We start from the raw sequence: 20,515 nt of genomic DNA, 5'->3' as shown, positions 1-20,515 counted from the left end.
ATGGCTAAACTTCAAAAAAGTATTGATAAGCGTAATGCTTTAATTAAAGCAACTATTGAGTTGGTAAACAATAATGGTTTTCACGCTACTCCTATGAGTAAAATTGCTAAAATGGCAAACGTGTCCCCTGCTACTATTTATCTATATTTTGAGAACAAACAAGATTTAGTTAATCAAACGTATATAGAAGTGAAAACTGAATATTCAGAATATGCATTTGCTACTTATAATAATGACATGTCTGTGGATGAGGGATTTGAAATTATATGGAAACGTATTGCCGATTTTAAACTTAATGATTCAGAAAACGCCATGTTTTTAGCGCAGTGTGACAATACACCTATAATTGATGAGCCGAGTCTTCAGGAAGGTATTAAGCATTTACAGCCCCTACTCGACCTTTGGAAACGTGGAAAAGAAGAAGGTATTATAAAGCCTATATCAGATTATTTATTGTACGCCTATGCCATAAATCCATTATCTTTTTTAATGATGACTCAAAAACGAAGTGCTTTTAAATTAGATGAAACACATATTGAAGCTGCGTATCAGGTTGCTTGGGATAGTATTAAAGTGAATAAGTAACATGAATAAAACAGCCATAATATTAGGAGCGACAGGTTTAACAGGAAGTATTATACTTCAGAAATTAATTAAAGATAATCGCTATGGCACTATAAAGTTATTTTCTCGTTCTAAGATCGAAGGCTTGCCAAACAAAGTCACGCAATTTATTGGTAATCTTTTGGAGTTAGAACAGTTTAAAGCAGATTTCACAGGTGATGACGTATTTTGTTGTATCGGAACAACAAAAGCAAAAACACCAGATAAATCATTATACAAAAAGATAGATTACGGTATTCCTGTTGCAGCGGCAAAAGTATCTAAAGCTAATAATATTGACAGTTTTTTAGTGATATCAGCAATGGGTGCTAATAAAAATAGTACTGTATTTTATAATAAGACAAAAGGCGAAATGGAACAAGATGTGTTGCAGCAGAACCTTAAAAACACATTTATTCTAAGACCTTCTTTAATTGCTGGTAATCGTAACGAAAATAGAACATTAGAAAAAATAGGTCTAGTAATTTTTAAAGTCATTCAGCCATTATTTATCGGTAAACTAAAGAAATATAAATCTATAGAGGCTGAAACCATCGCTGAGGCTATGATAAATTTAGCAAATGATAAAAATCATACTGAAGTAATTATCACTTCAGATCAAATTAATAAACTAGGAAATCCTAAATAAAAACAGAATATACAGATGGAATTATTAGATAAATTAAACTGGCGTTATGCTGCAAAAGCAATGAATGGTGAACCTGTGCCAGAAGATAAAATTGAACGCATTTTAGAAGCTGCAAGATTAGCACCTACATCAAGTGGTCTGCAACCTTTTGAAATTTTAGTAATTAAAAATCAAGAAGTAAAAGAAAAAATTAGACCAGTCGCTTGGAACCAATCGGTGATTACAGACTGCTCTCACCTACTCGTTTTTGCAGCTTGGGATACTTATACTGAGGATAGAATTAATTACATGTTCGACTTAACTAATGAAATTAGAGGTTTTAAAAATGAAGGTTGGGAAAATTACCGCCAGATGCTTCTAAGCTCTTATCCGCAGCAAGATTCCAATGAAAATTTCCATCACGCCGCTAAACAAGCTTACATCGCATTTTCCCAAGCTATTATAGCAGCCGCTTTTGAAGGTGTAGATGCTACTCCTCTTGAAGGTTTTGATCCAGATGCAGTTGATGAAATTTTAGGACTTCGTGAAAAAGGCCTACGTAGTGCTGTTTTATTACCAATTGGATATAGAAAAGAAGAAAATGATTGGCTGGTAAATCTTGTAAAGGTGAGAAAACCTATGGAGGATTTAGTGACCGTAATCGATTAAAAATAACAATCATGATAAAATCAATAGTATTAAAGAAAAGACCTGAAGGACAACCTATAGTTTCAGACTTTGAGTTTAAATCAGAAGATCTTGAATTAGAATTAAAAGAAGGAGAACTTCTATTAGAAACCTCTTATGTTTCGGTAGATCCGTATTTAAGAGGTAGGATGAGCGACGCTAAATCTTATATTCCACCATTCGAACTCAATCAACCGATTCAATCTGGAGTTATAGCCAAAGTAATTGACTCTAAGAATGACGATTTTAAAGAAGGTGATTATGTGTCCGGTATGTTAGATTGGAAAACCAAACAGGTTTCTAATGGCGAAGGCTTATTAAAAGTGGATGGTAATATAGCGCCACTAAGTGCTTATTTAGGTATATTAGGAATGACGGGATTGACGGCTTATTGCGGACTAATGCAAATTGGTAAGCCTAAATCAGGTGAAACTTTAGTCGTATCCGGCGCTGCTGGAGCTGTAGGATCTGTAGTTGGTCAAATTGGTAAAATACTTGGGCTAAGAGTTATAGGAATTGCTGGTTCAGATGAAAAAGTAGAACTATTAAAATCTAAATTCGGTTTTGATGAAGGCATCAATTATAAAACCACCAAAAACATGGCTGCAGCTATTAAAGAAGCAGCTCCAAAGGGTGTTGATATCTATTTTGACAATGTAGGTGGACCTATTTCAGATGCCGTTTTATTTAATATTAATCGTTTTGCTAGACTGGTTATTTGTGGTGCAATTTCTGTTTATAATAATACCGAATTGCCAACTGGATTAAGTGTGCAGCCGTTCTTAGTTAAAAACAGCGCATTGATGCAAGGTTTCATTGTATCTAATTATGCTGAAATATTCCCGGAAGCTATAAGCGAATTATCAAAATGGTTGAAAGAAGATAAACTCACCTATTCTGAAACTATCGTAGAAGGTTTTGACAATATTCCATATGCTTTTATCGACTTATTCGTAGGAAAGAACAAAGGGAAAATGGTTGTTAAAATTTAAAACGCTGAAACATTATAACCTTATGATCTCCAAGAGTTGATGAAGGTGTTTGAATACAACATATTACTAAAGAAAATAACACAAAAAAAAGGAAAAGAAGATGAACAATTTTGAATTTAAAAACCCAACCAAAATCATTTTTGGAAAGGACACAATAGAAAAACTAGAAACCGAAATACCTAAAGATGCTAAAGTCCTATTGCTTTATGGTGGAGGAAGCATCAAGAAAAATGGTATTTACGATCAAGTAAAAACGGCATTAGCTAAAGTTGAGGTTATTGAGTTTGGCGGGATTCCTGCAAACCCAGAATATTCGACATTAATGGATGCTTTAAAAGTTATTAAAGACGAGAACATTACCTATTTATTAGCTGTTGGTGGTGGCTCTGTTATTGATGGTACCAAATTTTTATCGGCTGCGGCATTATATGAAGGAGATACACCTTGGGATATTTTAACCCAAAATATCAGAACTGAAAAAGGTATGCCTTTTGGAACGGTTTTAACCTTACCAGCAACAGGTTCTGAAATGAATTCAGGTGCTGTAATTACAAGAGCAGAAACTAAAGAAAAACTCGCCATGGGTGGACCTGGATTATTTCCTGAGTTCTCAATTTTAGACCCTCAAGTAATTAACTCTATTCCAGAGCGTCAGTTAGCTAACGGTTTAACCGATGCGTTTACTCACGTATTAGAACAATATATGACCTACCCAATTGAAGCATTATTACAAGATCGTTTTGCAGAAAGTATTTTACAAACTATAATAGAAGTGGCTCCAAAGGTGCTTAAAGATCCTACGGATTATAAAGCCGCATCTAATTTTATGTGGAGCTGTACTATGGCCTTAAACGGATTAATTCAAAAAGGAGTTCCTGGAGATTGGGCCGTACATGCTATGGGACATGAGTTAACAGCTATGTTTGGTATTGATCACGCGCGTACTTTAGCAGTAATTGCACCAAGCCATTACAAGTTTAATTTTGAAGCTAAGAAAGAAAAATTAGCACAATATGCAGAGCGTGTTTGGAATATTACCGAAGGAAGTATAGACGATAAAGCTTATGCTGCTATTCAAAAAACTAAAGCTTTTTTCCACGAATTAGGTATCGATACTAAGTTATCAGATTACACTAAAGATTACGAAGGTACAGCCGAAACCATTGCAAAACGTTTTACTGAGCGTAAATGGATGGGATTAGGTGAACACCAATCGTTATCGCCAGATATGGTAGAAAAGATTGTAAAAATGGCTTACTAAGTTTAGCTGTAAAGATAAGTTCAATCAGGTATTAATGTCTTTTTGAGCGCTGTCGAAAGATCTTCAACTTTAATAAATGAATGAGTTTTCGACGGCGTTTTACCGACATGATATTAACCTAATAAGAATGAAAATACTAAAAACATTAGCCATAGCACTAACAGTCATTACAGCTTCAAGCTGTAAAGACACTATTAACAAAGTTATTTCTGAAAACGTTTCAGAAGCACAAACAGAACCTAAAAAAGAAAAGACAATGAACGTATTATTCGTATTAACATCTCATGATAAATTAGGAGATACAGGAAAGAAAACAGGATTTTGGGTAGAAGAATTCGCCAGCCCTTATTACACCTTATTAGATAAAGGCGCCACAATTACAATTGCTACACCAAAAGGTGGTGCAGCTCCAATAGATCCATCAAGTGATTCTCCAGATGCTGCAACAGAAGCCACTAAACGTTTCGACAATGATGCTGAAGCTAAAGCAAGAATCGCAAATACTAAAGTATTAGCAGATATAAACCCTGATGATTTTGATGCTGTATTTTATCCTGGTGGTCATGGTCCTTTATGGGATTTAGCAAACGATGCTACATCTATAGCATTAATTGAGAAATTCAACAGTCAAAACAAACCAGTGGCCTTCGTATGTCACGCACCAGCGGCATTGAAAGATGTTAAGAGTACTGACGGAACACCTCTAGTTAAAGGTAAAAAAGTAACCGGATTCACCAATACTGAAGAAGCTGCTGTTGGCCTTAAAGATGTTGTTCCATTTTTAGTAGAAGATATGTTAACTGCAAATGGAGGTATTTACTCTAAAAAAGAAGATTGGGCTGCTTATGCTATTCAAGATGAAAATCTAATAACCGGACAGAACCCAGCATCATCTGAGTTGGTTGCAGAAAAATTATTAGAAGCTTTAAAGTAATTTTAAGAATTTATAATAATGAAGGCCTGCTTACATGATGTGAACAGGCCTTTTTTAATTTCATCAAATTAAAAAATCAACATGGCTATATACATTTAGAGTCAGCTTATTTTTTTGTTTCATTGACCATTTAAAACCAACGCAACTTATTAATTAAAAATTCATCACTACTTTCCGTTTGCAGTTCTAACCAAATAGGGAGATGATCACTCATCTGATTTCGCTTCCAATACTTATTAAAATAGGATTTAAACTTGGCATCGCTAATTAAGGTGCTTGGATCATCTTTATGCTCAAGCATTAACGTATGATATTTTGTAATTTCTGCTGCAGAATTTTTGTAAACATAATCGAACAAATTGAAAACACCTCCCTTCTCAGTGCCATCGTCATTAGTAGCAATTTTGAAATAGGTGTCCACATTAAGAAATACCCTATCGTAAATTTGATTTAAACTAGTGTTAGTAAACTTTCCTTTTAAACCATCACTTTCCACAAATTTTTGATCGGTTATAAGCTTAACAATATCTTCATCATCTTCATAAAGATTAGTATCACCTAAAATAATCATATTGCGATTTTCAAAAGCAGAAGATTTTAACTTCTTTTTTAATATCTCCATTAATAAGCGAACTTCTTCTTTTCTAATGGCCTTGTTAAGAGGACCATTTCCCGGATGTAAATGAACACTTACGATGGAGAATTTCCGCCATCCACTTTCAAATCCAGTAAAAGTTGGTGTTCGTTTTAATTGGCTAATAATAGGATTCTCATCAATGAGTTCTGGTGAGATTACAATTTCACCAGATAAGCCAGAATGTATAACCCGCCGGGAATCATAAATAAAACCAAAGCGTTCGTCATTTCCTGAACTACCCTCTGTGACATCACTTAAGGTGTATTTCCAATGACTTCCTAAGACTCTAAGTACCTTTTTAAAATCATCTAAATTTCTATTCACTTCTTGTACTGCAACTATATCAAAAGCATTGATAATTTCAGCAATATAAAAGAGAGATTCAACCGTCCTATCTTTAAGGGTTCCAAAGTTTTTAATATTCCAAGAACATAGTAGAAGATTAGTGTCCACTGTTTTTTTAGGAATGTGGTCTCTTAAGCCTTGCCGTAAAGCTAAAAGATTGGTCATGGTCCTATTTTTGTCGGCATCACTCATCATGCGTCTATACTCATCTTCTGAATCCAGCATTATTAAAGCGTACTTATCATTAATAAGCTCTTTATCTGGCCTTAAATCATTATACCACATAGCGATAATTTTATAAGTTATATACAACAATAGACTAGACACCACGAAAGGCGTATAGTTATTAAAAGACAAAGATTATTCTTAAAAGGGAAAGTTTAGTTGTTGATAGTTAGGCGGCTAGATAAATATAAGAATAATAATTAAGTTTAATTCTCTACAAGAAATTAAAAGATATCAGTTTAATCTAAAGAGGCTTAAGAATTTAAGCCGTGATAAGATTAAAGGCTAGTTTAATACCGTTGATAATCATTCCTGTTCCGATGATGGCAATAATTAGACCCATGATTTTGCCAATTACTGAGATGACGTTATTCCCTACAATTTTTACAATAAGATCACTTAGCCTAAAGGTGATATAAGCCAATATGCTCATTAGGCCAAAAATAGCAATCACTAAGAAAATTTGAATAGTGCTCACATTAGCTACAAAGTTCATTGCCGTCACAATGGTACCCGGACCAGCTAAAATTGGTATAGCTAAAGGTGATACAGCAATATCTTCATCAATATCTACGTGTTTTATATTTTTTACATTGGATTTCTTGGATTGAAGCATCTCAAAACCAATAAAGAAAATTAGAATTCCACCTGTAATTTTAAAGGCTGGTATACTAATATTAAAGAGTTCAAAAATGAATTTACCTAGGAGAACAAATACGGTGACAATAATAAAAGCAATGAAATTGGCTTTTTTATTGATGATGTTTTTAGTTTTTTCATCCAATCCTTGTGTTAAGGATACAAAAACAGTCATGTTTGATATTGGGTTAGTTATAGCAAAGAACCCAGTAAATACTGTAATCGCGAATGTAATTAAGTTATCCATTTATCACAAAATTTGAGTCGCGTAAGAAATTCATTTCAATCATTATATCCTAAGTAATATTTGTGTTTTTTAAATTATTCATAATTTGATTACAGATGAGAAATTAAATCAGGTTATAATATAAGAAATGTTGAGAAGAAATAAATCATTTCACTAAACATTTCAAAAAAACATTTCAAATTTTAAAGATTAGCTTGTTTTAATCTTCCTCACTCGGATCTCCTTCAGGCAACTCTAAAGCTTTAACGGATTGTATCGCATTTCCGGCAATTCCTTTAACGGAACCATACATATCTATCGTATTAATAATAACTTTTTCAATTTGCTTTTCTCGTTGTTTCCAAATACGTTGCATTGAGCGTTTCTCACTATCTAAGTCAGATTTCATTTGAGTAAAGCCTTCAACAATAGCTTCAATAGACATTCTAAACGTACTACTGGTTAAATAATCATAAAGCAAATCCATTTTGTCTCCTTTATTTTCCTGAGTCACAATGGCATTATTTACTTGAATAATACCTTCTCTTAAAACGGTACATAAGCCTTTAAATTCTTCGTAATTACAAATCCAAATCCCCTCTCTTAATCCCATCCTATCCATATCAGAAGGCATCACTTCTGTAACTAATACACCAATATTAGCCCCTCGATCTCGTATATCTGCTTTAAATTTCTCTATCCATGAAGGTTGAAAATCTTTGGTACGTTTACTTTCATAATAAATACTTCCGCAGTTTTGCTCCGTACGAGTATGAACAATTTGTATACAATCTCCTCCTCTAGCCCCTTTCTTAATTTCTTCAATAGTATCTAAAGGAAATTTAGCGGCTAACCATTCCTCTATGGCTAATTCTTGAACTTCTCCTTGTAATTGCATTGAACCTTGCTCTTGCTTACGTTTCATTTCTTCTGTAAGCTTTTTTTGATCTTCTAATTGCTTTTGCATCTCTTTAAAACGCAACTCATTTTTGTCTTCCTCTGCTTTTTTTATCTTTTCACGTTCCGCAATGAGAATGTCATTTAATTTTTTCTGAGCTTCAGCTTCAGCCGCTTCTTTTAATTCCCCTTTCTCACGCTTCAACTTTTCTATTTCAGCCTTAGAACGATTGAGTTCTTTAACTTGTTCCGACTTTTCATTGAGTTCTTTTTGTAAAGCATCAAATTGGTCTGACTGCTCTTCTTTTAATTTTAGTTTTAATTTGGCTTCAATTTCTCTTTTACTCGATTTAAGTTGATGTTCTAATCGTTCTTGGAAAAGTTCATTTTCTTTCTTCTTCTTTTCCTCAAAATCAAGTTTTGCTTGCTTCAATTTTTCCTGTTCCTGCTCATATTTCTTCTTCTCTTCGGCAATTCGAGACTGATATTTTTGTTTGATTTCTTCTTCTAATTGATGTGATAAAATATCTTGAACATCTATAGAGGTCCCACAATTCGGACATTTTATTTGAGTTTCATTTTTCATGGCGGCAGTTTTCGATTATACTGAACCTCAAATTTACTAATTACAAAAACTATAAAAGCAAGTTCGCGTTTAATTAATAGAGATCACTTTAGGTTCTACTGTTTATGATTCATTATTCATCTAGCAAACACAATTATAAGATTGTTTAACACAAGCTACTGAAGTGAACTTATTTTAGAAATACCAATGATTTTAAACTAATTTTGTAATATCCAATTCCCTTCAAAAATGAACGCAAAAATAGGCGCGATATTAGTCAAAGACCTAGATGGCAGTCCGGTTGATTTAATGACAATTTATGCCAATCAAATATTGCTATTAATTATTTATAATAATGATTGTCTAGGCTGTACGGGTAGAGCGATTCCATTAGCTTATGAATTTCAGCAACAATATCCAATGATACAAGTAGCTGCTATTCATTCTGATTTTCCAAATCGAGAAGGTTCTAAAGCGTCCATTAAGAGTATTTTCACGAGTGGCGAGATACCTTTTCCAATTTATATAGATGAACATCATAAGGTGTTTGATCAATTCAATGCTGAAGGCACGCCACAGTGGTTGTTAATTACAGAAAATAAAGAACTTTTTCGATCTATTTTTGGCTCTCAAGACAATGCACAAAATAGATTATATTATGCGTTAGAAAGTCTTGTGACCCATAAGGATGAAGAGAAGTAAGTTTTCTAAATTTCGACTTTTATGCTAGAGAATCTTAGGCCACATCAATTCGATCTATATCCAGTGAAAGATTGAATATTCCAATTAGTACAAATAAGGTATAGGTCTGTCCATCTTAAAATTGGAATAATACTTGAAGGATAGAATTAAAAATAGCGAGAAAAAGAATATGATTTATACCATCATTGACGTCGAAACTACAGGACGAACCAATCGTATGACTGAAATTTCAGTATTTAAGTACGACGGTAATTGTGTTATTGATGAGTTTACATCCTTGATTAATCCAGAATGTTTTATTCCTACACATATTACGGCGCTTACAGGCATTGACAATGGTTTAGTGGCCAATGCTCCACGTTTTGAAGAGATTGCTCAAGATATTTTAAATATTACAGAAGATGCTGTGTTTGTGGCTCATAATGTCAATTTTGATTATAGTATTATAAGTGGTGAGTTTCAGCGGATTGGCATAAAATTCAATAGAAAAAAGCTATGTACGGTTCGGCTATCGCGTCGCTTATTACCTGGGTATCGATCCTATAGTTTGGGTAAATTATCTAGAAGTTTACAGATAGATTTAGTAGATAGGCATAGAGCACGTGGAGATGCCGAAGCTACTGTAACCCTCTTTGAATTACTTTTAAATCAGCCACAAGCTTCAGATGTATTTACAGAGTTTTTAAATAAGAATTCTAGAGAAGCGACTTTACCTCCTAACCTACCTAAAGCCACTTTTGAAGCCTTGCCCAATTCTGCTGGAATTTATTATTTTAAGGATAAAAAAGGACAGGTAATTTATGTGGGAAAAGCTATAAATATTAAAAAACGAGTACTGAGTCACTTTTATAGTAAGACCAAAAAATCTTTGGACATGGTGCGTGAAACAAGGGATATCGATTTTGAATTATCAGGTAGTGAATTAGTCGCCTTATTGATGGAAGATGCTGCTATAAAACACCACTTCCCTATTTATAATAAAGTTTCAAAAAGAACGATTCAGTCTATAGCACTCTTCTCTTATCAAGACCGAAAAGGAATTTTGCATTTAGCTTCCAATAAAGGACGCTTGGTGCCAGATCCTATTGTCAGTTTTTATTCGATTAGAGAGTTGAGGAAATTTGTTGAGAAACTATGTGCAAAGTATAAGCTCTGTCCGAAATATTGTCATTTACAAGAGTCTGTATCCGAATGCTCACACTATAGCATTAAAAACTGTAATGGTATTTGTCGAGATGAGGAAACCGTTGAGGATTATAATAATAGAGTTCTCGAAGCGATTTACGATATCTCCAATCAGAAAGATGATATCATTCTAAAAGAAAAAGGCCGACATGCTAATGAGGAAGCCTTTGTAATGATAAAAAGTGGTGAATATATGGGCTATGGTTTTCTAGAGAAAGAGGAACACATCAACCATATAGAAGACTTAAACAACTTCCTGATTCCACAGAAGGATAATATAGACATACAAAAAATATTAAGTCCTTACTTACAGAAAATCTGATTCAGAGCATTATTTTATATACCTGTTATCGTTAATTTTTTGATAGGTTTTAAGAGCGATTTTCTTAATTCATCTTATTAACTACTGTTTTATGATATTAGTCATCATTTCTTCTCTGCTTTCTCCACATAAAATAAAAGAAAATAAGCAATATGGGAAGAATTATAAAGACGATGATATCAAATGGACTTGTAAAGTCTAAAGGCGCATTACTGCCAGGGTTTGGCGTTCCTGTAGGTGATTGTAAGCTTAATAAATAAAGTGTATGTAGTAGCATTTTCGTTTTTTAACTGGTTTCTATTACTCAAGATACGAAAAAAATTAACCAAGTCCTCGCTAAAAATCAAACACCTCTTCGCAATACTTCTAAAGGTGAACTGTTTAATACGGTTCTTATATTAGATAAACCTATCGCTAAGACCAATACCGTTATTCCTGGTAAGAACACCAAAAACGGAATGCCCGAAGGTACAAAAGGCTCTTTAAATACCAAGAGCGCTAAACTTAAGCTGCCTAATAAAGCTAACAAAATACCTACTAAACTACCAAGTAAACCAAGGAATAGGTATTCAAATGCTGAGATTTGTAAAATCTGCGTATTCTTAGCACCGAGTGTTCTCAATAACACGCTTTCTTTTATGCGTTGGTATTTACTCGTGCGTACAGACCCTATTAAAACAATAATTCCTGTAATAATACTGAAGAAAGCCATAAAATTAATCACCCAAGACACCTTGTCTAAAATGTCTTCAACAATGGTGTACACCTGTCGTAAATCGATAATTGACACATTTGGAAATTTTGACACCAAATCCCGTTGTAACGCCGCGGAACTTGCCTCATCTTTTACTCTGGTTGAAATCACATTGAATTGTGGTGCTTGTTCTAATACTCCTTTTGGGAACACTATGGTGAAATTAGGTTGTAATTGACTCCAATCGACGGTTCTAATGCTACCAACCGTAGTTTCCATTAAAACGCCTTGGACGTTAAATACCAATTCATCTCCTATGCCGATTTGAGCATCTTTTGCTAGATTGTCTGATATCGAAATAACAATGGGTTCATTAGGTTTTAATTGAGCTGTCCATGTGCCTTCCTCAATTTCTTCAGAATTAATAAGCGAATCACGATAGGTCGTTCTAAACTCGTGATTTAAAATCCATCGACGAATTTGATTGGTAGAATCTTGTCGTAATTCGTTCACCAAATTGCCTTTAATTTTATGCATTCGCATGGTTACCAAAGGAATGTTGGAAACAATTGGTAAACCATTAGATCTAATTTGTTCTTCTACGGCTTCTCGTTGTTCCGATTGCACATCTAAAATAATGATATTGGCATTATCGGAACTTTGCTCAATCTCTGTTTTAGCTAAGAGAATACCTTTGGTAAAATACAAAGTGCTTATTAAAAATGTTCCTAAACCAATAGCAACCACCAGAACAACGGTTTGATTGTTTGGTCTAAATAAATTCAACAAACTCTGTCTAGTTGTAAAACTCCAGTTTTTCGGGAAAAACTTTCTAATTCCATTTATACTTAACAAAGCAATACCTGCTAAAACGGCAAAAGTGATTAATGTTGCTAGTACAAATCCGAAAGCGTAAAGGATGTCATTCAACAGCCAGAACGAAAACAAGACTAGAAATGCTAAAATAGCTGAGAACACTACTATTCGTACTTTTAAAGGCTCTTGAGTGGCTTGTTCATCAACTCGTAAGACTTCTAATGGCGATACATACCAGGTTCTAAGCAAAGGAAGTAAAGCAAATAGAACGGACATAAACAGTCCTAGGAACACCCCGATAATTATTGGTTGAGCCGAAATAGAAATTTCAACTGAAAATGGCAAAAAGTCCTTTAAAAAATATGGAAATAATTCTTGTACGCCTATGCCAATCAAAGCCCCAATTAAGCCTCCAACAATACCAATTCCTGCAATTTGAATCAGGAAAATTAAGAAACTTTGCAGGCGTGAAGCCCCTAAACATTTTAAGACAGCAATGGCACTTAGTTTTTCTTTAATATAAATATGAACCGAGCTTGCAATACCAATACAGCCTAGTAATAAAGCGATAAAAGCAGCTAGATTAAGAAACTTAGCAACATTATCATATCTACGGCCCAAACGTCTACTCGTGCTTGTATGTGTATCTAAGTCCGCATTTTCAAGTTCTAATTCAGGTTGTAATTGCTTTTCTAATAATTCTAAATCTAAGCTTTCTTCCGTTTTATAGAAGTATTGATATTCTTTACGACTGCCAAACTGTAGCAATCCTGTTTCCTCAATAAGTTGGAGCGGTATCACAATTGGTGGTGCCACGGATGTTGAAATTGCCGTACTTCCAGGAATGGCTTTTAGGGCTCCTAATATTGGAATTGTAAGCTCTCCTACTTTTATAGAATCTCCAGGTTTTACATTAAATTGAAGCATTAAAGTAGCATCAACTAATGCTCCATTTAACCCTTGGTAAGTACTTGCAGCTGAGGAAGGTTGTGTATCCATTTTTCCATAAAAAGGAAAGTCCCCTTCAAGACCTCGTACCTTCACCAATTTGGTGCCTCCATTTTTAGGAAAAGCAACCATGGACACAAAATTTACTTCTGAAGCATCCGGCACTAGCGAGTCAATTATAGCTTGTGCACGAGCTGTTGGTGCTTGTCTGGTATCAATAATAAAATCGGCACCCATTAAGGCTTTAGATTGTAATTTGATATTGTCTTTAAGGTTGGCGCTAAATAGTTGTATGGATACCACTGCAGCGATACCTAAGATGATTGAGGCCATAAACAACAGCAATCGTACCCTACTTGCTTTGGCATCACGCCAGGCCATTTTAAATAACCAAGTTGTATTTCTATTCATAATGTGTAGTCAAGAATTACAGTACCTCAGTAGGTTCGTTGGTTAAAATTCGTCCGCCTTTTAAACGCAGGATTTGTTGAGTGCGGTTCGCTAAATCTAAATCGTGAGTTATAATCACTAATGTGGTACCAGCTTCTTTATTCAGTTCAAATAAAAGCTGAATGACCTTCTCCCCTGTTTCTTCATCTAAATTTCCTGTAGGTTCATCTGCAAACAGTATGGAAGGTGCATTTGCAAAGGCACGAGCTAATGCCACACGTTGTTGCTCACCTCCTGAAAGTTGTGATGGATAATGATGAAACCGATTCCCTAGTCCTACTTTTTCCAATAAAGCCATACTTGTTTTAACGGCGTCCTTAGCCCCTTGTAGTTCTAAAGGAACACTCACGTTTTCAAGAGCTGTAAGGGTTGGAAGTAACTGGAAGTTTTGAAATATAAATCCCACTTCCTTATTTCGTAATTGGGCGCGTTGGTCTTCATTTAATCCACTTAAATCTTCCCCACATAATTCTACACGACCTGCATTGGGTTCATCTAGACCTGCACAGAGTCCTAATAAAGTCGTTTTACCAGATCCCGAAGGCCCTACAATAGAAAAAGTTTGTCCTTTTTCTACTTCGAAGTTAATGTCTTGTAAAACCGTTAATTGTTTATTACCGCTAGTATATGTCTTTTCTAGCCCAGTAATCTTTAATATCTTTGGCATATAATTTAAATTTAAGAAGACCATTTATGTCTAAGGCTCAAAATAACCAAATACATTCAATTTTACCAAAATCAGCAAGTGCTATACTCATAAAGTTTTGTTATTTTATTCTAGCCTTTGCAGCACTGTCTTGCGGAAATGATAAGACGGAAAAAAAGACAAATGTGGAAACTGAAAACCAAACTGAAGAAACAACTATAGCTAAAGACCAAACTAAAACTATTTTATGTTTTGGCGACAGTATTACAGCAGGTTATGGCTTGGATGATAATAAAGATGCCTACCCAGCGGTTTTACAAGAAAAAATTGATTCGTTAAATTTAAATTATACGGTTGTTAACTCTGGTTTAAGTGGAGAAACTACTGCGGGTGGAAAAGGGAGAATCGATTGGATTTTAAATCAAGATATCGATATATTTTTATTAGAACTTGGGGCGAACGATGGTTTACGAGGTGTACAACTTGCAGAAACACGTGCTAACTTACAGTCTATCATAAACACCGTTAAAGAAAAAAGTCCAGAAACAACGATTATTCTTGCTGGTATGGAATTGCCACCAAATATGGGTAAAGAATATACAGATGAGTTCCGACAACTCTTTTCAGACTTAGCCAAAGAAAACAACTTAGAATTTATACCATTTATATTGAAAGATGTCGGTGGAATTGCGGCGCTCAATCAAAACGATGGTATTCACCCTACAGCTGAAGGTCATAGAATCGTAGCTAATACGGTTTGGGAGGTGCTAGAGCCGTTGTTGTTAAATTAAAGAATACCGATCGACGAATGATTAGTTCGATGAAAGTTCTGTGTACAAACGGCTTCAATCCTAGTTCATGGAAGGCTTTTACTAGTTGATTTTAAATGAACATCTAATTGAGGGAAAGAAATTACTATATTATTTTCATTAAATTTTCGAAGAATAATACGTCTAATATCACTTTTTACTGAACCAATTCTGAAGGTGTTTTTACTAAAGAATAATAATTGAAAATCAATTGACGATGGGCCAAACCCCATGATTCTACCTTCCGCTAATTCGCGCTCATAAACCTCAGGGTGCTCATTGGCACTTTCTTCAAGTATTTTTATCACTTTGTCGACATCACTTCCATAGGCTACACCAACATCTATCCTAAATCGTGTTTTATCTGATTGATGACTCCAATTAATTACTTTGCTCGTTGTAATAAGAGAATTAGGGATTATAATTGAAATATTGTCTGTATTAAGTCCTTTGGACGTGCGAATGCCTATTGTTTGAATTTTAACAACATCATCATCGATTTCTAAAACATCGCCTATTTTAATAGAGCGTTCTGTAAGCAAAATAACACCCGAAATAACATCATTAAAAGTCTGTTGTAGTCCAAGACCAATACCTACTAATAATGCGGCAGAACCCGCAAGTAGTAAGGTCACTTTTATGCCCATGGTTTCCAGTGCTAATCCAAACGCGATAAGCCATCCTATGTATCGAAGTATTTGATATATGGCTTGAATATTTCCTTTCTCATGCTCATCAATTTCAGATCGTCTAAAGAGCATCTTTTTTATAAACCACAAGATGATTAGGGTTATAAATATGATCAAGAGCACATTAACTATCGCTAATAATTTTAACGAATAGTCACCCATCCTGAAAATAACTCGATCTAATAATTCATTTATTGCTTGCATATTAAAGTATAGCCTAAGGTAAATATAATGCATATTGACGCATTTCTATCTTAGATTTATGCAAAACCTCTTAACAGGTTGAATTACGGTAAATGAAATTTTTTTAGAAGACGTATACTGTTTCAAATATTAGATAACACTGACTCTTACCTTCTTTTTCTTTAGTCGTGAATTATTAAGTTTAGCCGCTAAATCTTCAGACAATTCTCTCGGTACAGCAACAAAAGCGCAATCAGACTTCAATTCTATGATACCCAATTGGTCTTTGTTTAATTCACCTTGTTTAAAGAATAATCCTGCAATATCTCCTTTTGAAATTTTATCTTTTCGACCTCCAGAAATAAATAGAGTTTCCCAATATCTTGGTTTTTTTACTGATTTTATAGAAATATCTGCAGTGTCAGTCATTTCTATAAATTCGGGTAAACGTTGATCTTTCCATTTAAGTACATAAGCGGTACCTTCGGCTGAAACTCTTGCTGTACGTCCATTTCTATGAATAAATTCCTCTTCATGTAACGGTAATTCATAATGGATAATAAACTCCATTTCAGGAACATCAATACCTCTTGCGGCTAAATCTGTAGCAATTAATAATTGATAGGTACCATTTCTAAATTTGATTAAAGAACGTTCTCTATCTTTTTGTTCCATCCCTCCGTTGAAACAACCATGTGCAATTTTATGTTTTCTTAGAAAATCGCTTACAGTTTGAATGCTATCTTTTAAATTACAAAACACAATACCTTGCTGATTGCCTAAGTGATTAAGCAATTCTAATAAGGTGCTCAGCTTACTTTTATCCGGTGAGATAACCGTTTTAATTTCCAATTTAGAAACTTTGGTGGCTGAATAATCAATGATAGTTGGATTCTTCATTCCAACAAATTCCGGAATACTAACCCCTTGTGTAGCAGAAGTTAATATGCGTTTATTTAAAGCGGTTAAATCTTTGATGATGCCTCGCATTTCATATTCGAACCCAACCTCTAAGGACTTGTCAAATTCATCTAAAATTAAAGTTTTAATAGCTTCTTTAGTAAATCGCTCGTTTGCAAAATGGTCATCAACCCGACCAGGTGTTCCAATTAAAATCGCAGGTGCATGTTTTAAATCTAACTTGTCTTTAGACATTGCTCTACCTCCATAGACCGCATTTACTTTATAACCTGAACCCATGGAACGAATTACCTGCTCTATCTGAATAGCTAGCTCACGAGATGGTACCAAGATTAAGGCTTGAATGTGCTCACACTCCGGATCTAAACTATCGATTAACGGTAAGGCGAAAGCCAAGGTTTTCCCAGTTCCAGTAGGTGAAAGTAGTATGGTATTCTCCGTCTTAGGAATAATTTCCAAAGCTTCCTTTTGCATGGGGTTTAATTCCGAAATATTGAGTTTTTCTAATATTTCTGCTTGTGACTTTATTAGTTCTGCCATAATTACTTCTTTTTCTTTGGTTTCGAAGTTTCAGATTTTGCCAAGCTACTTTGCGTTTCTACTAAATAATTAGCAAGTATTTTATCTACCAATTCCTCTTTGGTTAAGTGATGAAAAATGGTTTTTATTTTTCCTTTTAATTCTTCCGAAACCTCACGATTAGGTTTGGTTTTAAATATTTTTTTGGCCCATAATAAGGTGTTATTTTCTTCAATACTCTTAGCATCAGCCTTTTTATATTCTTTAAACACAATTCCTAATTCATCTTCAAAATCAGCAATATCAACAACTTCTTCTTGTTGTAGGATAGTTAATGAAAGTCCCTTTGCTCCTGCTCTTGCGGTTCTTCCGCTCCTATGTACATAAGCATCATAAGTATCTGGTAAATGGTAGTTTACTACGTAGGAAAGGTCTTTTACATCAATTCCACGTGCAGCTAGGTCTGTAGCGACAAGAATTGAAATATGCCCTTCTCTAAATTGCCCCATAATTCGATCTCGAATGCCTTGAGATAAACTTCCATGAAGAGCGCCTGAAGAAAACTTATTAATCGCTAAGTTTTTGGCGAGTTTATTAACTGCTGCTTTGGTTTTACAAAAGATGATGCCGCGTTCACCTTCTCTTGAATTTAAGAAATGAAGTAAAACTTCTAATTTCTCAATAGGTTCTACAACGACATATTGATGCTCAATACCTTGATGACCAACAGTTTCCATATCAGCATCAACTTGCACCACATGTTTAGACATGTAGTTTTGAATTAATTGCTTAATAGCACCTGGCATTGTAGCTGTAAATAACAAGGTCCTTCTTTTCTTAGGAAGTCCTTTAATGATTAGATCTAAATCGGTTTTTAAAGCACTGACCATTTCATCGGCTTCATCTAAAACCAAATACTTTATAGATTTTAAATCAACAGCGCCACGTTCAATTAAATCTACTAATCGACCTGGTGTGGCTATGATAATATGTGTCGTTTGTTTTAAGCTTTCTACTTGCGGTTTAATTGGGTTTCCTCCAAAAGTCGCCTGTATCGAAATGGCAGCACTATGTGTTGAATAATCTACGAGGTTGCTATGGATTTGTTGTCCTAATTCACGGGTTGGTGCAAGAATTACAGCCTGAACACTAGCGTCTTCCACATCAATCAATTGCAATAAGGGTAAGCCAAAAGTGGCTGTTTTTCCAGTTCCTGTTTTGGCTAAGGCAACAACATCTTCTGTTTGATTAAGGATAATAGGTATCGTTTTACGCTGGATATCCGTAGGTTCTGTAATATTTAACTCGGATAAGCTTTGTTGAATTTGTGCGTTGATTCCTAAGTCAGAAAAGTGTGTTGGCATAGTATTATATTTTTTGCAAAGATAAGTCTCTTTTAGAGCTTAAAGGTAATAAAACCCACTAATCTAAATAGTGAGAATAATCTCGTTCAGTTAAGCTTTTATCTTTCCTAATGCTCAATTGAATCATTATCTTTGTCATCTCAACAATCAAGAAAAATAAATTGGAGCAGATTAAAGCCCACTTAGATCAAATAGCAGAAATATCTCAGTCAGATTGGGATTTTTTCACGTCGAAATTAGAGCGTCGTATCATTAAAAAGAAAACCACCTTTTTAAAGTTGAATGAGATTGAAAACCATATTTCCTTTATTGAATCTGGAGTGGTTCGTTTGTTTATTCCTAAAGATAATCCTGAGAAAGAAATTACTTTCGGATTCAGCTTTAAAGATCAATTTGTGAGTGCTTATGATTCTTTTTTAACTCAGAAACCTTCTGCGTATGAATTGCAGACACTAACAGACACGGTGTTGTTGAGTATTAGTTACGACGACTTACAGGATGTTTATAATACCACAAAAATCGGAAATCTTATAGGTCGATTAACGGCCGAGCGACTCTTTTTATTAAAGTCGAGTCGTGAACAAAATCTCTTAAATCTCTCCGCTGAAGAGCGTTATCTAAAATTATTTAAAGAGCGTCCGGAGCTTTTAAAAGTGATACCACTAAAATATATAAGCTCTTATATAGGTGTGACGCCTCAAGCTTTAAGTAGAATTAGAAAACGGGTCTAAACGTGTTCTTTATTAGATTCGATATGAAACTACCCTATTTGATTAAGATAGGCCTTCCTTATTTGTATTGTTTTTAGAATTAAACCGCAGTTTAATTGATTTGGGTTCATTGTTTCGAGTTGAACATCAATATACCTTTGTAAAAAAATTATTATGGTTATTATTCTCTTCGTTCTGATACTTTGGTATGGAGGCTTATTTTTTCAATCTTTTTTTCTGCATCGTTATGCGGCACATCAAGTATTTACCATGTCTAAACCCATGGAACGAATTACATTTATCTTAACATGGATATTTCAAGGCTCAAGTTATTTGAGTGCTTATGGTTACGGAATTATGCATCGTATGCATCATGCTTATACGGATACCGAAAAAGATCCACATTCACCATCCTACGATGCTAATTTGTTTGCAATGATGTGGAAGACTAAAACCATCTATCAAGATATAAATACCGATAAAATTGATGTTGATCCGCGTTTTACTAAAAATGTTCCTCAGTGGAAATCATTCGACCGATTTGCTGGCTCACGTTTTTCTAGATTACTTTGGATGTCTCTTTATGTATTGTTTTTTGTGTTTTTTGTAACCGCATGGTGGCAATGGTTGTTATTACCTATAACATTTTTAATGGCTCCAATTCACGGTGTAATTATAAATTGGTTTGGTCATATTTATGGCTATGTCAATTATCAAATGAAAAACACGAGTAAAAACTTATTCCGATTCGATTTTTTAATGATGGGAGAAGGCTATCATAATAACCATCACAAACATGCCAGTAGAGCTAATTTTGGCGTAAAATGGTACGAAATTGATATGACTTATGTGGTTATCAAAATATTAGATGCTGTAGGTGTAATAAAATTAAAACCTATACGAATTAAGAAATAATTC

Annotated in this window: 20 protein-coding genes; 11 read left to right on the top strand and 9 right to left on the bottom strand. The window is 34.4% G+C overall.

Going from position 1 to position 20,515, the window contains the following annotated elements; translation table 11 throughout:
- The 6 genes from DFQ11_RS06360 (at window position 1) to DFQ11_RS06335 (ending at window position 5,105) form a co-directional block, all read left to right on the top strand.
- Window positions 1-585: a TetR/AcrR family transcriptional regulator gene (locus DFQ11_RS06360; RefSeq protein WP_110475031.1), complete on the top strand. Its 585-nt coding sequence runs from the start codon at window positions 1-3 to the stop codon at window positions 583-585.
- A gap of 1 nt (window position 586) precedes the next feature.
- Window positions 587-1,252, top strand: coding sequence for an NAD(P)H-binding protein (locus DFQ11_RS06355; protein WP_110475030.1), 666 nt, complete (start codon window positions 587-589; stop codon window positions 1,250-1,252).
- Window positions 1,253-1,267: 15 nt separating this feature from the next.
- The gene (locus tag DFQ11_RS06350; protein ID WP_110475029.1) at window positions 1,268-1,900 is read left to right on the top strand and encodes an NAD(P)H-dependent oxidoreductase; all 633 of its coding nucleotides are present in this window, start codon (window positions 1,268-1,270) and stop codon (window positions 1,898-1,900) included.
- 11 nt (window positions 1,901-1,911) lie between these two features.
- A complete protein-coding gene (locus tag DFQ11_RS06345; RefSeq protein WP_110475028.1) occupies window positions 1,912-2,910 on the top strand; it encodes an NADP-dependent oxidoreductase in 999 nt (332 codons plus the stop codon).
- 100 nt (window positions 2,911-3,010) lie between these two features.
- Entirely contained in the window at window positions 3,011-4,171 is a 1,161-nt protein-coding gene (locus tag DFQ11_RS06340) for an iron-containing alcohol dehydrogenase (RefSeq protein ID WP_110475027.1), read from the top strand.
- 127 nt (window positions 4,172-4,298) lie between these two features.
- The gene (locus DFQ11_RS06335; RefSeq protein WP_189343004.1) at window positions 4,299-5,105 is read left to right on the top strand and encodes a type 1 glutamine amidotransferase domain-containing protein; all 807 of its coding nucleotides are present in this window, start codon (window positions 4,299-4,301) and stop codon (window positions 5,103-5,105) included.
- A gap of 130 nt (window positions 5,106-5,235) precedes the next feature.
- On the opposite strand, the gene DFQ11_RS06330 is transcribed toward DFQ11_RS06335, so the two are convergent.
- The 3 genes from DFQ11_RS06330 to DFQ11_RS06320 all read right to left on the bottom strand — a co-directional run bounded on the left by DFQ11_RS06330 (window position 5,236) and on the right by DFQ11_RS06320 (window position 8,660).
- Complete coding sequence (locus DFQ11_RS06330) at window positions 5,236-6,444, bottom strand: endonuclease/exonuclease/phosphatase family protein (RefSeq protein WP_146221506.1); 1,209 nt, start codon at window positions 6,442-6,444, stop codon at window positions 5,236-5,238.
- 130 nt (window positions 6,445-6,574) lie between these two features.
- Window positions 6,575-7,198, bottom strand: coding sequence for a MarC family protein (locus tag DFQ11_RS06325; RefSeq protein ID WP_110475025.1), 624 nt, complete (start codon window positions 7,196-7,198; stop codon window positions 6,575-6,577).
- A gap of 199 nt (window positions 7,199-7,397) precedes the next feature.
- Entirely contained in the window at window positions 7,398-8,660 is a 1,263-nt protein-coding gene (locus DFQ11_RS06320; RefSeq protein WP_110475024.1) for a DUF2130 domain-containing protein, read from the bottom strand.
- 228 nt (window positions 8,661-8,888) lie between these two features.
- On the opposite strand from DFQ11_RS06320, the gene DFQ11_RS06315 reads away from it, so the two are divergent.
- Together DFQ11_RS06315 and DFQ11_RS06310 are read left to right on the top strand one after the other, a co-directional pair.
- Window positions 8,889-9,341 (top strand): TlpA family protein disulfide reductase, encoded by a 453-nt coding sequence (locus DFQ11_RS06315; protein WP_110475023.1) that lies wholly within the window; start codon window positions 8,889-8,891, stop codon window positions 9,339-9,341.
- A 169-nt stretch (window positions 9,342-9,510) separates the two neighbouring features.
- Entirely contained in the window at window positions 9,511-10,848 is a 1,338-nt protein-coding gene (locus DFQ11_RS06310) for an exonuclease domain-containing protein (protein ID WP_110475022.1), read from the top strand.
- 97 nt (window positions 10,849-10,945) lie between these two features.
- On the opposite strand, the gene DFQ11_RS06305 is transcribed toward DFQ11_RS06310, so the two are convergent.
- The 3 genes from DFQ11_RS06305 to DFQ11_RS06295 form a co-directional block, all read right to left on the bottom strand.
- The gene (locus DFQ11_RS06305) at window positions 10,946-11,125 is read right to left on the bottom strand and encodes an adenylosuccinate synthetase (protein WP_110475021.1); all 180 of its coding nucleotides are present in this window, start codon (window positions 11,123-11,125) and stop codon (window positions 10,946-10,948) included.
- A gap of 66 nt (window positions 11,126-11,191) precedes the next feature.
- Window positions 11,192-13,687 carry an ABC transporter permease gene (locus DFQ11_RS06300; RefSeq protein ID WP_110475522.1) on the bottom strand — a complete coding sequence of 832 codons (2,496 nt, stop codon included), beginning with the start codon at window positions 13,685-13,687 and terminating at the stop codon, window positions 11,192-11,194.
- A gap of 46 nt (window positions 13,688-13,733) precedes the next feature.
- Window positions 13,734-14,423 carry an ABC transporter ATP-binding protein gene (locus tag DFQ11_RS06295; RefSeq protein ID WP_110475521.1) on the bottom strand — a complete coding sequence of 230 codons (690 nt, stop codon included), beginning with the start codon at window positions 14,421-14,423 and terminating at the stop codon, window positions 13,734-13,736.
- A 26-nt stretch (window positions 14,424-14,449) separates the two neighbouring features.
- Here DFQ11_RS06295 and DFQ11_RS06290 point away from each other — a divergent pair, with 26 nt between their 5' ends.
- Window positions 14,450-15,193: an arylesterase gene (locus tag DFQ11_RS06290; protein WP_110475020.1), complete on the top strand. Its 744-nt coding sequence runs from the start codon at window positions 14,450-14,452 to the stop codon at window positions 15,191-15,193.
- A gap of 65 nt (window positions 15,194-15,258) precedes the next feature.
- Here the strand turns inward: DFQ11_RS06290 and DFQ11_RS06285 are convergent, their stop codons facing one another.
- From DFQ11_RS06285 to DFQ11_RS06275, 3 genes are all read right to left on the bottom strand, one after another.
- Complete coding sequence (locus tag DFQ11_RS06285; protein WP_110475019.1) at window positions 15,259-16,104, bottom strand: mechanosensitive ion channel family protein; 846 nt, start codon at window positions 16,102-16,104, stop codon at window positions 15,259-15,261.
- A gap of 129 nt (window positions 16,105-16,233) precedes the next feature.
- Window positions 16,234-17,544 carry a DEAD/DEAH box helicase gene (locus DFQ11_RS06280; RefSeq protein WP_110475018.1) on the bottom strand — a complete coding sequence of 437 codons (1,311 nt, stop codon included), beginning with the start codon at window positions 17,542-17,544 and terminating at the stop codon, window positions 16,234-16,236.
- 2 nt (window positions 17,545-17,546) lie between these two features.
- Complete coding sequence (locus tag DFQ11_RS06275; RefSeq protein WP_110475017.1) at window positions 17,547-18,887, bottom strand: DEAD/DEAH box helicase; 1,341 nt, start codon at window positions 18,885-18,887, stop codon at window positions 17,547-17,549.
- Between the two features lie 161 nt (window positions 18,888-19,048).
- Between DFQ11_RS06275 and DFQ11_RS06270 the strand changes: the two genes are divergently transcribed.
- A complete protein-coding gene (locus DFQ11_RS06270) occupies window positions 19,049-19,618 on the top strand; it encodes a Crp/Fnr family transcriptional regulator (RefSeq protein WP_110475016.1) in 570 nt (189 codons plus the stop codon).
- A gap of 153 nt (window positions 19,619-19,771) precedes the next feature.
- Window positions 19,772-20,512 (top strand): acyl-CoA desaturase, encoded by a 741-nt coding sequence (locus DFQ11_RS06265; RefSeq protein WP_110475015.1) that lies wholly within the window; start codon window positions 19,772-19,774, stop codon window positions 20,510-20,512.
- Window positions 20,513-20,515 lie beyond the last annotated feature (3 nt).

The organism is Winogradskyella epiphytica (genome assembly GCF_003217215.1).
In the GTDB taxonomy this organism is placed as follows: Bacteria; Bacteroidota; Bacteroidia; order Flavobacteriales; family Flavobacteriaceae; genus Winogradskyella; species Winogradskyella epiphytica.
The sequence above is the reverse complement of the archived record's forward strand: the minus strand, read 5'-3'. Positions and strand labels throughout refer to the sequence as shown.